The following is a 15709-nucleotide window of genomic DNA, read 5'->3' as shown; positions in this document are numbered from 1 at the left end:
AGCTTGCTCTACTTTAATCCGTCAAAGAAATCTAGATCCGATAAATCAGCTTCAAAGGCGAAGAATTCCTTCTTTCCAATAAACAGCTGTTCGTCTTTTCGTGCTACTGGCACCACATGAAAGCCCCAATGATCTTCGCCTGCAAAAACAAAGAATTTCACTTCGCCATTCATGATAGAATCCGTCTCGTCTTGTGGAATTTTATCGTAATAGTTTGCCGCAATATTTTCATAAAGAACAGGCTTAAAATTCTCAGGACGATTAAAGTAAGTGTATTTATAGGATGACTGATTGTCACTGCCAGTTAGGAAAAACTCCACCTCTGTTACACCCCATGGACGGGAAATAGTACCATGAATTTGGTTTAGCCTTTCTAAGCTACTAATAAGTAATTTTTCCTGGCGATTATGTGTAAAGGCACTTACAGCATAAGGTACAACAGGAGCATGATTTGTCACTTTTGTTTCAATCATGCCTATCTTTTTCGCATTTAAATAACGCAGTGCTCCTCTAAGGCAAGCAAGCTTTAATTCTGGCACTTTACCAATATTTTCAGCTTTTTGCCTAAATTCAATGCTTCGTCCGGGTACAAATTCTTTTAAGGCCTCACGAAATGCATCAATCTTACAGGACTGTCCAGTTAATTTAATAATAGAGTATTCGCCCAAAAGACCACTCTCATAAAATTCCTCTAAAAACTCACGCACAATATCATAAATATCAGCCTTTATAAGATGATTAATTTCTTTTATGTTGAAAAAGACATTTGGATAATCATAAACTTCCTTAAATTGATTGTTTTCAAGCAGAGATAGGCACCATCGATCTACTGCTGTCACATTTAAATCGCTATCGTGCTGCATATCACTGTCCGAATAAAAGCGGCTTCTTAAAATGCCTGTTTTACGGAAAAATTCCTTCTTCATTTCCTCTGCCATTTCCCATAAGAAATAATAATTATTTCTGACACGTAAGTATTCATCACGTGTGCGATTTTCATATTCCTTAAAGCGAGTTGGAATGATATACTCAGCATCTGAAAAGGCTTTTTCAAATTGTTTGTATACCTCGTCAACCCCATGATCGTCTACATATCGATAAATATCCTTGCCTGGAATATCAATGAGTGCATCAATATCATAAGCACTTTTTCCCCGACTATAGTAATTGGCAAAGACAATCTTCATAAATTGGAAAATACGATAGGTAATATTGTTGCCACCAAAATTGGTATCTCCATTTTCATAGGTTGTATGAATATCAATTTTGTATGAAATATGTCCATCCTCTATTCGAAACTTACAGGAGGAAAGATCGGTTGTTCCACCACCACAATCAATGACCAGTGCCTTATGTTCCTTCCCATCCAAGAAGCTATTATTCTCTATTTGATTGGCGATTGTATTATAAAGAACCGCCATCCCTTCATCGAGAGCATGTTCTGTTTCGATGTTGTATTCAGGTAAAATTGTCTGAAACATATCTAAAAATTGATTTTTCAGCTTTACAGGACTGGAAATATGTAAATGCTTGAAGCGACATTTAAATTGATGTTCTGCCATTTGAATAATATAAAGCATAAACTCTCTTAATATCTGACTTCGCGGAACAAGTGCTGTATTTCCGTTCGCATCCATTATCTCTTCCAATTTGGCATAATTACTAACCCAGCGTTTAATGCCTTGGAATTTCGTTGCCAATGAAGTGTAGCTATTTTTTTTCATCATTTTTAACGCTTCATAGCCATAGTAATAGCTCACTTGATCTTGATTTGAGCAATCTGCCACTGTCATGACTGTCGGCACTACTTCGATCCATTCATTTTGGTGAAGCGGATCTGGAAACTGGACAAAATTAATGCTATTTAGCTGAATTCTGTCATTTAATAGGTCATGGCTACAAGGAGAAGAGACATAATCACTTTCTAAGTAAACACCAGCCGTTGTATTGGTAGTTCCAAAATCAATGGCAAGAATCGCATCGGTTGTTTCCAGCTGTTTAATCTCTAAATCTGGTATTGGAACCTTATAGTAGTGAAGGTTTGTAGGCGGAAGTGGGGTCTCCTGATAGTAAGTCTTATAGATATACTCAGAATCTTGCTTTCGTAAAAATATAAAGCTGTAGTTTTTATTGTTAGTCTTTCGAATTTCTAGTGCCTCATCTGCCGCAAAATAGTACTTGTTTGGCTGCTGATCGTCTTTTATAACATGAAGGATGCCGCAAAGATCTAGCTGCTCATTGACTAGCAGTACATTGGATTCAACTAGAAATCCTCCTGTTTCTACGAAATACTGGTCTGGCTTATCAATTTTCATACCGCTATATAAGCTCATTTTGGCAGGAATTTTTATCTCACCATTGTCAGACAGTGGTGTTTTTAAATACTGCTGCACAGCCGCTTCTACTCTTTCGAATCCCCCATCCTTACTTTCTTTAATTAGAGGGTTTTCTTCAGCGCCACGATATCGTAAAATTTTGTCGATTAACTCGTCTCTGGTTAATGTATTAATAAGCCCTGTCACAAGTTTTTCCTTATAACAAATATTCCTCAGCTGGAAGGTTGTCATTTCCATTAATTCTACTCGTGTATAGGTCATAAACTTTTTTTCTGTATAACGCTTATTCGCATACAGTTTATATGAATATTTAGTCGTCATTACGAATCCCTCCTCTGCCCTGTTTAGTAAAGAGCTATTCGATCTAGCTTCATTGTTTCCTCTGCATCGATTATGCCGAAGTGATATTGCCAATAAACCTCTATATGGAAGCTGATAGGCAAAAATATTTCCTGTATGAGCTGTACCTTTTGCTCATTCTGCTCTGTCTTCTTCTGACGTATATATAAAAGCAGCTCATCTTGCTCCTCTGATTTTACATAGATGAAACAACCTTTAAAGAGCCTTTTTAGCGTATCCTTTAATAAGTAAATTTCATCCCCGGTCTGGTACAGTCTCAGCATGTTCAGGACCACGATTTCTTGTTCCTTTTTTGAAAACGAACAAATATTATGACGTACTACATTGCCAAATACATTGGCTTCGATATCTTTTAAAATAAAGCGAATAAAAAACTCTTTTTTATTCATCCCCTGCATACGATCAATGTCAGCTAAGAAATGCAGTACGATGTCAAAAAAATATTCCCTAAACGCTCTATCAGATGTATTATCCGGGTGAAAAAGATTGTTAAAAATATCAAAGTAGCGATAGTACGGATTTACTTCGACGTGCTGCTCAACCAACTGTGTATTTAAAAACTGTGGACTAAGCTCCATATAGGGCGAATATGTCTCGGCAAGGTGAAAATTTATATCCTTTTTAGAAAGTCCTTCATCCTCGGCTTTAATGAGCAAATCCCAAATATAATTCATAGCCACACACCTACACATTTATATTCAAAGAAATGTCGCTGTACCTCGGATACTAAAAAGCTCAAAATATCATTTGCTATAAAATCTTTTTTCTCTTTTGCCTTAAACTTTAGTAGCATCGTTTTTTTATGACTATTTTCTCCTATCATTTCTGTTAAGAAAGGGTTTACTGAATGCGTAAAACCTGCTCTTGAAAAAGAGTCCACTATCTCCACATCTACTAGCTCAACGCTAACAGCTGCCTCGAAGGAGTTAATCATCCTAGTAATCTCCCCCTTCGTTTTAACATTTGCAGTATACTTACTAGCAAATTTGTGCATAAAATGCTCTATTCGTCGATTGGAAACAAGCTCATAATGAAGCTTTCCAATTTTTTCATCTTCCATTTTTGCAATTTTGATTAACTGCCAAACCCCTGATTTGTCTTGTGGTGAAACAATGGTTAATTCATTATCTGAACGTTTAACGTAGCGAACATTCTCCTCATCCGCTTCAACAAGATACCCATGCTCGTTGCCAATTTTGCGGATTGAAAGGACATGCTCATAATTGACCTTATCGATAGCAGGAATGGGGAAGCCCACATTCTTGACCTCATGTCGCTCAATATTCCATAGTGGAACCATGTCCACTCTCTTTTTTGGCTCGTATTCCTCTAAATCAACTATTATCTCAATGATTTCAGTATCTTCATTGAAAGGTGGACAATCCACTAAATGTACATCCAAAAATTTATAGGCGTATGGGTGATTAATGGTTTTCCATGGCAATCCATTAATTTGGAATATCGGATATAGCTGATCGATTTCTTGCAAATAGTCTGAATTTCTTGAAAGGCTTACCTTTATCTCTAGTTGTCCTTCTGTTGTGATGAGAGTTCCATTAAAGCGTCGTTTCTCAACTAATAACTGCTGAATTTGTATCGAGTCACACTCTAGAAATAAAGTACACAGGACGGCTTGTTCTTTGTTTTTTAACGATTGAAGTAATTTGGCTGTATCGATTGCTTTCGTTTCTAAATCAGTTGGTCGCATCGGAAATAAACATTGATGAATCGGGTCAACATCCTCCTTTGAACTAAGCGTGACATAAATGTCAAACCTATTCTCAACATCTTCTATTTCGTTAAATACTCGCTCTTCAAGCTTTCTATTCATTTCATCCTGATAGTCAATTAAATTTACAAAAACGCCACTGACAATATCTTTTAGCAGTTGACGTTGCTCTAAATCCTCTATTTTGCGTAACCGTTCAAACATGAGCTCTTTTATCACTTTACTTTCCCTCTTTCATCACTTCAGCATCAGATGACTCATTAGCAGCTGCTCCTTCTTCAAATGGTATTGCCGCTTCGTAAGATGGGTCTATATCAGTAGCCGGTGCCTGAGGAGGTGGATTTAATTTATCATTGGCGTTCATAACCTTTCGCTCAAGACCTAAAACCTTTGACAGTAGCTCTGTCTCCTGATAAATTTCCTGTGCAAGTGTATAATATTCAATCGCTTTTCCGTACTCTTGACGTGCATAGCTCTGATCTCCACTTTTTTCTAAACCTTCTGCCTTCAATTCCTTCTGGGCCTTTTTCAATTCAGCAATTTTAGCCTCTGTCTCTTCTATTTTTGTCTTTATTTGAGGCTCGCCAGTATAGGAGATGGTGAGGGCCTTTTTCCTTGCCTTTTCATATGTTTCAAGTGCCCCATTGTAATCTTCTGCTTCAAATCGAAAATCTCCATCCTTCACAGCTTCAGCAATTTGAACAATCGTATCCATATTCGCTATTCTTTGCTCAGTAGCTTCCTTTCCAAAGTTCTTAATGAGCTTTCCTTCTTTTTTAGCCTTTTCATATTGCTCAAGAGCATCTGTAAATTTTCCTGCTTCAGCTGATTTATCTCCATTTAAGATGAGATCAGTAATTCTTAACTTTTTAGCCAGTAAATTTCTATGTATTGGATCCTTCAATTTTTTGGCTGCATTTCTGCCCTCACTATATTCCAGAAGCGCTTTTTCATAATTTCCATCTTGAAAATAAAGATTTCCGCTCTTTTCATGGTCCTTCATTTCAACGGTTAATTCTGCCATTTTTTTGGCTTGCTTCGCTTGATAAAAAATAGTACTGCCCCCAACGACTAACGCTACGATTAATGCGGCAGCAATCATTTTAATGTACTTCATTTTTTTCTTATTTGTTTCCTGATAAACCTTATTAGCAAATATAGTGGCAATTGTATAATTATTTACAACCTTCCTTTGCCTACTTAGAAGCACCTCTTCCAATAAATCCGTGTATTGCTCAGGGTCTTTCGTGTCCTCCAGTGCGTCGGCCATTTCAATCTCATTAACATCCTCCCAAAAGCCCGCCGTACAAAGCACTAACACATCTCCATCCAATAACTTCATTTTCTTAGACACAAAGGGCTTAAAATCTTCAGGTTTACCAAGATAATTTAGTAGGTTGCTTCTTTCCTCGTGCTGGCTTATATCCAGTGAACGATTTCTGCTGTTTACGATCTCCTGCGCTAAGCTTTGATCAGTAGTTTTATACGATAAAGTACCATTTCGAAAATGATATAGCCTCGAATTTCCCGCGACTGCAACAATCATTTTTGAGTAATCTGATATGACGATAACAATACTTGCCTTTAATCTCACCCTTAAGCTTTGAGCCTGAAGTATAGCTTGCGCATTTTTTAGATATTTTTTAATACTTCTCCTGGACATAGATGGTTTTTCCATAAACTTTTCCAAAATTGCCTTCACAGCAAGTTCTGCGCTACTTATTTCCTGATCAGAATCTAACCCTTTTACAGCTACCCAGCAGGCTACATCGTCGAGCTCTGTATAGGCAAAGTAATCTTTGTTCTGCAAAAATGAACCAGCTTCAGATAGAAAACTAGTTTTAAAGTCGCTGTTTTCTTTTCTCATGATTACTCCTCCTTAACATGTAAAATGTTTACCATGTTTTTTCTAGAATAACGATGGTTGCATTATCTTGATTTTTTAAGCGTTTTTGTTCAACAGCTTTAATAATGTCTTGAGCAATATCATAGGGAGGAGTTGGCTGTGAGAGAATTTTTTCCATTTCAACCTCTGTTAACGTATCATAGACTCCATCGCTAAATAGACAGACCTTATCGCCCCTATTTAGCTGAATAGGGCTCTTCCCTATATCTAAATTTTTAAAGCCTTCATACCCTAAATAATTGATAAGTCTCTTTTTCAGAGGATTTTCTTGCACCTCAAGCTGAGTTATTTCACCAGAAATATATCGCTCTGTTAATACTGATTCAAAAATATGCTTTTGGTTAACCGCTATAAATTCGCCATTTCTAAAAATTTTGATAACACTATCTCCTACAGCCCCCCAATGGAGTAAACCTTCCTTGTCGATAATGGCCGTGACTAGGGTAGTTCCTCCGTTCGAGCCATTTAAATTTTCTAAAATCATATGATTACTTGCTATGGCTGCTTCCTTAAAATAGTTAGGTAGATTTTTTAAGGTAGTAAGCTTTTTAAATTCTTCTATAAATGTCGTTACAGCGATAGTACTGGCCATACGACCATTGGCTAAACCACTTATACCATCTGCAAGCACTGCAATTGTGCCATGCGTTGTTTCGGTTGTGGAGAAATAATCATCCTGTTCATCACGTCTTCCAATCGTTTGACCATTCCCAATATAAATTTTCCCTTTATCCATTTTTTGAGCTAGAATAAATCTGATAATTAGCAAAACGATGAGTATAATGATGAAAATTAAGGCAATTATGTAAGGCACTAAATTTTGGTCCATATATCATCATTCCTCACTTTGATTGTTTTCCCATTCAAAGTGAACGCCACATAATGGAATAAATAAAAACATACTTCTCCCTAACTGAATAACATCATAAGCTGCTAATTCAGTTGGGGTATAAACGGCTTCATTATTCAGATAAGCTAATCCCGAGGCATCACCTGGTAATAAATAAAAATTACGCTTTTTCGGATCATATACAATGACAGCATGATTACGATTCGAGATGGAATTATCTCCTGCTATCCGGATATGCATGTCTTCTGCTCTACCTATAAAATTCTTTTCAGTTAAGATGCGATAATCTCTCCCCATTTGAGGGCCTTCAATACAAACCAACCAACCTGTTACTGGATCAATTCCATCCATTTCTCCTAAATAGGGCAATGTTTTATCTTCTGATTCAACGACAGGAGCTGTTGGGCTATTTTGTCTGTGCTCTTGCTCCACCATCACGTTACAATATGGACAAATATTGCGATGTCTCCTTGAACTAAACATGTGACCATTTGTACATCTTATCAAACTCATTTCGTTATCCCCCATCTATGTTCCGAATTTCTTTCTCTATTTCACCAAAATTCGCGTATTTGCTATGTATATCGTGTCACCATTACCTAATGGGTAAGGGATCTCTTGTTTTAATCTATTTTTAACGCGCTTATTAGCTTTTTTTAAGCCAACACCATTTACTGAATCAATATCCTCTATATACCAAATACCAGCTACACAATTTAATACAGCATGCTCATAATTCACAAGAGATTCATATTCCGTTCCACATAAATCAATATCTGCCTTATGTTCAGCTGTACTTTTCCCGATAAGCAATGAAATTTGATCACCAAGCTCCCATTCATCTACTTTCATCCCGCGTTCATTAAGTAGTACAAGCTTTGAAATGTCGTTGTTTGTTTTCGCTTGAGTGAGTGATTTTGCCTCGTATTTGAGAGAACCATAAATAATGGCAAGTATCACCATTACGGTTCCGATAACAAATTTTAAAAGGACTTCCTGATTCATAACAAAAACATATAGGATAAAAAAGAAGGCAATTGTGATAATAATAATATCGATGAGTCTTATAAACATTTTTTTCCTTGCATTGTTACTATAATCTTTACTTGAATATGGTTCCTGCATATAATCACACTCCCTCTTGCCATTTTGAATTATTTATTAAAGAAACGTTCGAATAAATCTGTAGTATCAAGAGGATTCTTCTTATTTTTCTTATGTAACGTTGAGGACGTTTCCTTTGTTTTAGGATTAAAGCCAAAGAAATGTTCAAAGTTTTTTTCAATATTGTTCATATTAAAATCTGGCCTTTTTGCAGTCGATTGTTGACTTGTCGATTGCTTGTTAGCTGAGTGTTCATGATTCCAGCTTTGCGCAGCGCCATCTAGTCGAGCATCATATGCCTTCCTAGCCGCTTCATCCTTCAAAACTTTATATGCCTCTGTTACTTCTAAGAAAATTTTTTCAGACTCTTTGTTTCCTCCGCTTACATCAGGATGATGCTTTTTTGAAAGCTTTCGATAAGCGAGCTTTATTTGATCTTGTGTCGCGTCTTTACTAATACCTAATGTGTCATAATGTGTTTTCATTTTTTCATCCCCAGTACTAGGATTATTCAAAAATTATCTAAGGAGCTATATTAAGCCCCTTAGATAATTTTTAGTGTGCTATCTCACTCTTAGACAGCGTAGCCGCCTTCGATTTTTGCCAAATCTGTTTTGTCTTTCTTTTGTTTAACAAATAAGAAGAATTCACCAATACCTTCTGTGTCACCATATCTTTCTGTATAATCCACCACAAAAGCATTTGGGAAATGAATTTTTCTTACTACTTGATCTGCTGAAACAACCTCTAATGTCACTTTACGGTAACAGTCAGCCTTTTCAGCTGGTACTAATGACCATAAACCTAATTTCATCGTATCATCAGAATTATCACCATCAGTTGCTGTAAGAATTTTACCTCTTACTTTTAAAGTGGCTCCAACATCTGTAGAACGTGCGTTAGAATCATTTGGCGTATCTGTTTCATATTCAACAGACATAATGCTTTCTAACCCTAGTTCAATTGCCTCTGATCCTTCTACTTTTAATACAAAACCCATTCTAATTCCCTCCTAATATTTTTTGAATCTCCTGTTCATAAGATGAAAGTTTTTAACACTTGCTGTTTTCATTTCTCAATAAAACATCGAGAAATATGTAACACTCCACCTTAATGAAGATTCTTATTTATGTTAAAAGATTTAAAAAATCTTAAACATACGACTGAAAAATTGAATAATTGTATGTTTAAACTTGTTAGGCTTTAACAGCACTTGTCCCTTTTGTAATCATTACTTCTAAATTCTTCACATTGCCATTAAACACAAGGTCAATTTGACACGTGCTCGTTTTCTCATCGATAATGTAGCCGATATCATCTCCATCATGGATAATGGAGTTGACATAGCCTTTATCATTCAGCCATTTACTTTTTTGACTGCTTGGATTATTACTGAAGAACCTAACAATATTTTCATGCTTAAAGTCACCTGATTGGAATCGCAGTATTCTTTCAATATACGTACTCACCTGTGTTTTGTAGATAGAATCGAATCCATCCTCTTCCATCGCTAAGCTTCTAGCTTTATAGACAGTAATACGTTTAATATCTTTATCTTGGAGCTGGGCATTTTCTGACGAGAACACAAAGCCAAAGCTTCTGCTGTTAATCGCATCTTTAATATTATTCGTAAAGCCTGAGATTTCCTTTGCCATTGTTGTAACAGCTCTAAGCGAGTTTTCACCGGCTTCAATATCGAATCGTACGCCAGGATAATTACGTTTTACATTTCTGAAGGACTCCTTTAAATACTCAGGGCATTGGTAGGCGGAAACAATGCCTGCGGCTACATAGCTAGCCCCGACATAGACCCCTTCGATCCATAGCTTTAAAATATCTTCCTTTTCTTTAGATAAACGGGCGCCATTTTCCGTCGTGTACATTCTCGCATCAATAACGACACCTGATTTATCCTTTGGAATTATGGTGAAGTTCGGTAAGCACGGTATCGCAAACTCACTATAGTCTTTTCGAACAAGCACGGCGCATTTATCAATCAGACGATCTATCCCTGCGGTTGCAATCCCATTGAATGTTGTTTCTTCCTCCGCCATGAAGTTAAAGAAAACCTGCACTTTGTAATCTTTTATCGTATCTAGAAGAATCGATAGGGATTCCATTGTATTGCCTTCTTGCTTGGCAACCTTTTCATTCCCTTTAAATCTAGATCGGCTGACCTTCATTTTTCCAGTAGCCTCTAGCTCCAGTGCAGGAACAATGCCGTACCACACCGTATCCGTAAAGTCATTTTTAGAGTTTACAGTATTTAAATACGTCCGTAATCGTGGTAGGTTATTACTTTTCACGAGCATATCGAGCTTAGTGTTTGTCACAAGCAATGATGGCTGCATCCCTTTATTTTTCGTTGTGTACTGATCAAAGTACATTTTAATGCCTAGGAGCTTTTCCACTAGAGGCTTGACCGTTTTTACAAATTCATCCTTCGCATTCTTATAGAACTCAAGGTATGTATTGTAATTTTGAACCTCTGTTTCCACATCAAATTCCGCCTTCACAGCTGGTAGAGGAGAGAACGTTCTTACAACTAAATCTTTTACATAGGAAGAAGGAGACTCTGTAATGGCCTCATAATCTTCTTCAAAAACAGTACTTAAACCATAGTTACTATTTTCTTCAATCACCATCAGTTCCGAGCTATTGTTTTGAGGTGCCTCAATAATTTTCAACTCGCCATTATCACCAATAGAAAGGGTCCCAATTTGTAATTTTTCGGATTCTCCTTCATCCTGATTAACGCCTAACAATAATCTAGTTTTAATATCTTCGATTGCTAAAGGTAGCATGGCCATGACATTGTTGTAATTTTTACTGGCTACTTCAAACATCAGATTCAGCTTGTCACCAGTATCTAATTTTTTCGGATCACCCTCATCTAGCTTCTCATATTCACCGTAAAGGTAATGAATTTCCTTACGAACTTGGCGAATGTCGTCCATGACTTTCTTAGGAGAGATCATATCAAGTAGATTTTCGAATTTAAAATCTACATTTGTGATGCCCTGGCTTCTTTTGGTATCAATGAGGGTGAAGAGCATCTTTAAAAAATCATTATTTTGATCGATTGCTATTTCAGAAATACAATCATCTTGAATACCTTCAGGTTTCTTCAGGGTATACATTACCTTTTGATTAGCGGCATTGTAGAATGAATAAACCGTTGGAGAAAACTTATCTAAAAATTCGTCAAAGCTTTTGACAAGAAGATATTGATGAATTTCTTTAATCTTTTCATCACTTAGACTGTCGATCCCCTTTACATCTCCAACAAGCGTAATTAAGTCCATCTTTTCAGGATTAATTTCTTCAAATAGCATGGTTCTGTTTGTTTGACTAATAATATCCATTCATTCGGCTGTATTATTATACAGCCATCCCTCCTTTTTACATCGGATTTCGAGTAAGCACAATCATCTGCGAGCGGTAACTTAAAATTAACTTTTTAGTTATAAAATTCCATTTAAAGAAAAAGAAACTGCAGTTTAGCTAAACTGAAGTTAAAATTTTATAACCATTTTATCTACATCACAAATGACATTATGTATCACAACGTAACTATACAATATCTTATTTTATTGTCAATATTTACATTGTAATATTTTGTTAATTAAAATGTAAATTGATAGTTTAATAGGAAAAATTAAACATACCTAATTTTATGATATTTTTTTTAAAAAAAATGTGTTTTTCCACTTTTTTTAATAAAAAAAGACAGCCTAGGGTGAATTTTTTAATCCTCTTAGGCTGTACAGAGCGCTGATCTTACACTACAAAATGATAAGAATGGATTACTTTTTCTAGATAATTGGTCATTTAGAATTATTTACCTTTAAATAGTTCCTTATCCTATTGACAAATTCTTCAACTGTTATTACCCACTTCATGATTTGTAGGGAAGGACACCGTTTTTTTACTTGTACTGCCAACCCCCACATAATGATGTAGGATAAGAGAAGACTTACACTATTATTATGTTCTTTTACTTGTTCAATTTTATCCTCAATAAGCCGCTGGGAAACATCAGGAGGAATACTATCTGTCATTGAAAAGTAAAATGTTGCAGCAAAACTATATACATCAGTATATACACCTTGCGCGGACTTATTAGAATATTGCTCAAGAGGAGAGTAACCTGAGCTTGTAAAAATTTGATTATCTTTAGCTGTTTTATAAAAAATTGCTGACCCAAAATCTAGTAAAAATGGATTACCTTCTGAATCTATCAAAATATTACTTGGCTTAATGTCACGATGGAGAATCCCCAGTTTATGTACATAGCACAGTGCATCTATTAAAGGAAGAAAGATACTTTTGTATAAATGGTCTCGATCCTGGACAGGAAAATCCTTTAGATATTGATCTAATAGTTTTCCTTCATAATAATCCATAATGATATAAATCGATCCATTTTCCTCAAAATGATCAGTATATTTGACTATATTACGATGATTTATTTGCTGCATAATAAATGCTTCATTTAGAAAAATTCCTTTTAGATCCTTGAATTTTTGCTTTGTTGAAGGCAAACGATTGATGATTGTTCTATTATCTAAATCCCGTATAGCCATTTCTTTTGGAAAGAATTCTTTAACAATTAGTTGCTCTGCATTGTTAATATTTTCCGCAAGGTAGACGATGGATAATTTACTAGTAGCAACAACTTCTTTTATTTTATATGTATTATTCAGAACACTATTTATCGGTAAGCTCAATTCACATTGAGTTGCTTGCATTTTTGCTCCTTCCCCCTTATAAGCTTTGAAAACCTGTATGCAAATATAGATCAAATTATCTACCTTTTAACTAAAATACAAATTAATGTAAGTATACCAATTTATATCTTTTTATTAAATAGTGATCTTCTTTCCATTTGAGGTTTGATACATCTATTTGACATTTTGATTTTTTATCCATCTCTCGTTAAGAATTTCTTATTATATTAGAAAGTCGAATTAACACTAACCTTTATTCATAAAAAAAGCTTAAATCACATTTAAATAGGTGATTCAAGCAGTTGATTTCAAAAGATAATCTAGCCATATATTTTTGTGAGATATTTATTTTATGTAGATTCTATATATTTATAAAAAAACAGATTCCTCTTTACATGAATCCAGTCCTAAAAGGTCTTGATGTGTTTTATCATAAACTTCCCAATATGTATTTGAAAAAAAAGAACTTTTATTTATTAAGTTTATAACGTTGTAGGGTGATTTCTTTATTGATTGTACGACACCTTTTATATCACATAACCTCTAAATCTATGAGTAACCAAAAACTCCTTCTTATACCCTAACAAATATGTTTACCTGTTAATGAATCTATTGAGTATATTTCCTTCTACTCTCATGAGTAGCTAAATCTGCATAACGTGTCGTAATTGGTAATCGACTATTTTTTTCTACAAAATGTAGAGTTATTTTTATTGAAGTCTCTAAATCGATCCAGTTACCGCATGAAATAAAAATGGGCTTTACATCCTTTCTCGTTCTCAATACTGCTCCATATACTTCTCCATCAACCTTAATATAAGTAAAATTTCCTGTTTCATTTTTTGGCATTTGAAAATCCGTGTCTTTTATCTTTAAGTAGCTTTTTGCAACGCCTATTGTGGGTTTCTTCAAATAAAATGAGGCATGTGTTGCGATTCCCATATGCCTATAATGTAAATAACCATTTCCATCAAACATATAAAGATCTGGTTCACATTGCAGCTTTTTCACTGCTTCTATCACCATCGGAAGTTCCCTAAAAGCAAGATATCCTGGAATATATGGCACATCTATTTGACCCCAATATTCTACTTCTTCGATAATTTGTTTGGTAATATAATCGATTACGACAATACAACAAACCCCATAATCTTGCTTCCCCTCTGTCCAATATGCAATGTCAATTCCAGCTACCCGACGAATAGCTGCTAACTGAAAATTGTTTTCTAATGAAATCTTAGAAATCCATTTTTCTTGTTCAATCTTAAACAATTCTTCCCTTTTCATTTTCCACCATTCATCCATTCTTTCACTTTTTTTACTTGTCTTTTATGCTTTTCTTTCTTTGCCCATTAAAATAGCTAACTATATCTAATTCTCTCTCGTTTTAAAAAATTTTCAAACCTTTTCATTATATCTTCATGCGTAGTTGGAAGTTCTTGGGGCATATAATTAACCAATATTGTGCTTTCTTCATTTAATTGAGGAAAATAATTAGTTCTTATAGCTAACATGAGTTTATCTAAATCTTCACTAGATATTCCCCAAGCAAGTTCATGAACAAATTCACTTTCGTCACCAATTTCCATCAATTCTACTGCATAATGAGAGATAATCCCTTTATTAAAATATTTCCCGTAAACCAAATGTTGCGCATCTTATCTGCTCTACCTTTGGCTCCAGACCAAATGCCATCTACTGCACCTAGAGTTAGATAATTTGCAAAATCATATGGAGAATCGAGTGCTTTATCTGCTCTTTTGTCCTACTGTGCGCTTTAAATTATGGCTTAAGCCCAGAAATATTTACATCCAATATTGCAACGTTACTATAATTCTTTTGAGGGTAATTTATCGCGAATGTGAAAACACGAAAAGCACTTGTTGAATGTTATACATCAAGTGCTTTAAGTAATTTTCCTAACAATATTTTTAGGTTCTAAAAAATCTTGCTTTTATTCTTTTAAAATAAGAATACCTTTACAGAGTTAATTTTCAAATCCAATTACAATCCATTCATCTACATAACTCCAAAAATTTATATTATATTTTGGCTTTAATTTCGCAGACCAAAAGGTTGCATTATTATCAACACAATTTGTATAATCTATCGCTATATAGCTTCCCATACCGTTAGTGAAAAAGCCAAAAGATGAATCTAGGTTAATTTTTATCGGTTCTTCTAAATCATCAATAATACTCCATTCAATATCTTCATCACCAAGGTATGTTACTGATTCTAGTGGAACTAAGCCCATCGACTCACTCGCATAATAATAAAAACCATCGTGAACATTTTCATAAAATTTTTGAATCGAAGAAGGTATTTTACTCCACGATTTCTCTAATTCTATGTTTTTTTGTCTCTTTTGAGGATTACGCCCTTCGTAATATAATATGTCTCCTTTTGAATTTCTTATAGTATATAAAACTGAATATTCTCCTTCCATTTCGATTATTTCAATATTTGTAAGATATTCGTTTAGATAAGAGATCGTGTTCCGTAGTTCAATCCCTATATTTTTTTCCCAAATTTTCACAAATAAATCAATTCTTTTTTTGATATCGTCATTATAAAAGATTTTTTTCCATTCAATTGGTATTTCATTATCCTCAAGTTTTTCAATTTGATCAATTGTTAATATGCGAACATTTTCATTGTACTTTTTTAAATAAGTAAGTTTTTGGTTCATCT

General features: G+C 34.8%; 13 protein-coding genes and 1 pseudogene. All 14 read right to left on the bottom strand.

Annotated elements, in window-relative coordinates; genetic code table 11:
• Positions 1 to 8 precede the first annotated feature (8 nt).
• The 14 genes and pseudogenes from EW028_RS09095 to EW028_RS09030 all read right to left on the bottom strand — a co-directional run bounded on the left by EW028_RS09095 (position 9) and on the right by EW028_RS09030 (position 15707).
• A complete protein-coding gene (locus EW028_RS09095; protein WP_131520634.1) occupies positions 9 to 2657 on the bottom strand; it encodes an acetate and sugar kinases/Hsc70/actin family protein in 2649 nt (882 codons plus the stop codon).
• A 23-nt stretch (positions 2658 to 2680) separates the two neighbouring features.
• Positions 2681 to 3376: an iron-dependent peroxidase gene (locus EW028_RS09090; RefSeq protein WP_081977432.1), complete on the bottom strand. Its 696-nt coding sequence runs from the start codon at positions 3374 to 3376 to the stop codon at positions 2681 to 2683.
• Entirely contained in the window at positions 3367 to 4644 is a 1278-nt protein-coding gene (locus EW028_RS09085; protein WP_306461351.1) for a normocyte-binding protein, read from the bottom strand. The genes EW028_RS09090 and EW028_RS09085 overlap by 10 nt, the downstream gene beginning before the upstream one ends.
• A gap of 1 nt (position 4645) precedes the next feature.
• Positions 4646 to 6292 carry a serine/threonine protein phosphatase gene (locus EW028_RS09080; protein WP_227744911.1) on the bottom strand — a complete coding sequence of 549 codons (1647 nt, stop codon included), beginning with the start codon at positions 6290 to 6292 and terminating at the stop codon, positions 4646 to 4648.
• A 28-nt stretch (positions 6293 to 6320) separates the two neighbouring features.
• Positions 6321 to 7160, bottom strand: coding sequence for a PP2C family protein-serine/threonine phosphatase (locus EW028_RS09075; protein WP_131520633.1), 840 nt, complete (start codon positions 7158 to 7160; stop codon positions 6321 to 6323).
• A 6-nt stretch (positions 7161 to 7166) separates the two neighbouring features.
• Positions 7167 to 7694 (bottom strand): FHA domain-containing protein, encoded by a 528-nt coding sequence (locus tag EW028_RS09070; protein WP_131520632.1) that lies wholly within the window; start codon positions 7692 to 7694, stop codon positions 7167 to 7169.
• A gap of 36 nt (positions 7695 to 7730) precedes the next feature.
• Positions 7731 to 8306 carry an FHA domain-containing protein gene (locus tag EW028_RS09065; RefSeq protein WP_036075043.1) on the bottom strand — a complete coding sequence of 192 codons (576 nt, stop codon included), beginning with the start codon at positions 8304 to 8306 and terminating at the stop codon, positions 7731 to 7733.
• 29 nt (positions 8307 to 8335) lie between these two features.
• Positions 8336 to 8770: a J domain-containing protein gene (locus EW028_RS09060; protein ID WP_036075042.1), complete on the bottom strand. Its 435-nt coding sequence runs from the start codon at positions 8768 to 8770 to the stop codon at positions 8336 to 8338.
• Positions 8771 to 8859: 89 nt separating this feature from the next.
• The gene (locus EW028_RS09055; RefSeq protein ID WP_036075041.1) at positions 8860 to 9285 is read right to left on the bottom strand and encodes a hypothetical protein; all 426 of its coding nucleotides are present in this window, start codon (positions 9283 to 9285) and stop codon (positions 8860 to 8862) included.
• A gap of 196 nt (positions 9286 to 9481) precedes the next feature.
• Positions 9482 to 11650, bottom strand: coding sequence for a transcriptional regulator (locus tag EW028_RS09050; protein ID WP_036075040.1), 2169 nt, complete (start codon positions 11648 to 11650; stop codon positions 9482 to 9484).
• A 462-nt stretch (positions 11651 to 12112) separates the two neighbouring features.
• Positions 12113 to 13036, bottom strand: a complete 924-nt coding sequence (locus EW028_RS09045; protein ID WP_131520631.1) for a serine/threonine-protein kinase — start codon at positions 13034 to 13036, stop codon at positions 12113 to 12115.
• A gap of 588 nt (positions 13037 to 13624) precedes the next feature.
• Entirely contained in the window at positions 13625 to 14320 is a 696-nt protein-coding gene (locus EW028_RS09040; RefSeq protein WP_131520630.1) for an endonuclease V, read from the bottom strand.
• Between the two features lie 56 nt (positions 14321 to 14376).
• Positions 14377 to 14646 (bottom strand): annotated as a pseudogene (locus EW028_RS09035) (DUF2247 family protein); the annotation flags it as partial.
• 356 nt (positions 14647 to 15002) lie between these two features.
• Complete coding sequence (locus EW028_RS09030) at positions 15003 to 15707, bottom strand: SMI1/KNR4 family protein (protein WP_131520629.1); 705 nt, start codon at positions 15705 to 15707, stop codon at positions 15003 to 15005.
• Positions 15708 to 15709 lie beyond the last annotated feature (2 nt).

The organism is Lysinibacillus sp. OL1, from assembly GCF_004332175.1.
GTDB lineage: Bacteria > Bacillota > Bacilli > Bacillales_A > Planococcaceae > Lysinibacillus > Lysinibacillus capsici.
The sequence above is the reverse complement of the archived record's forward strand: the minus strand, read 5'-3'. Positions and strand labels throughout refer to the sequence as shown.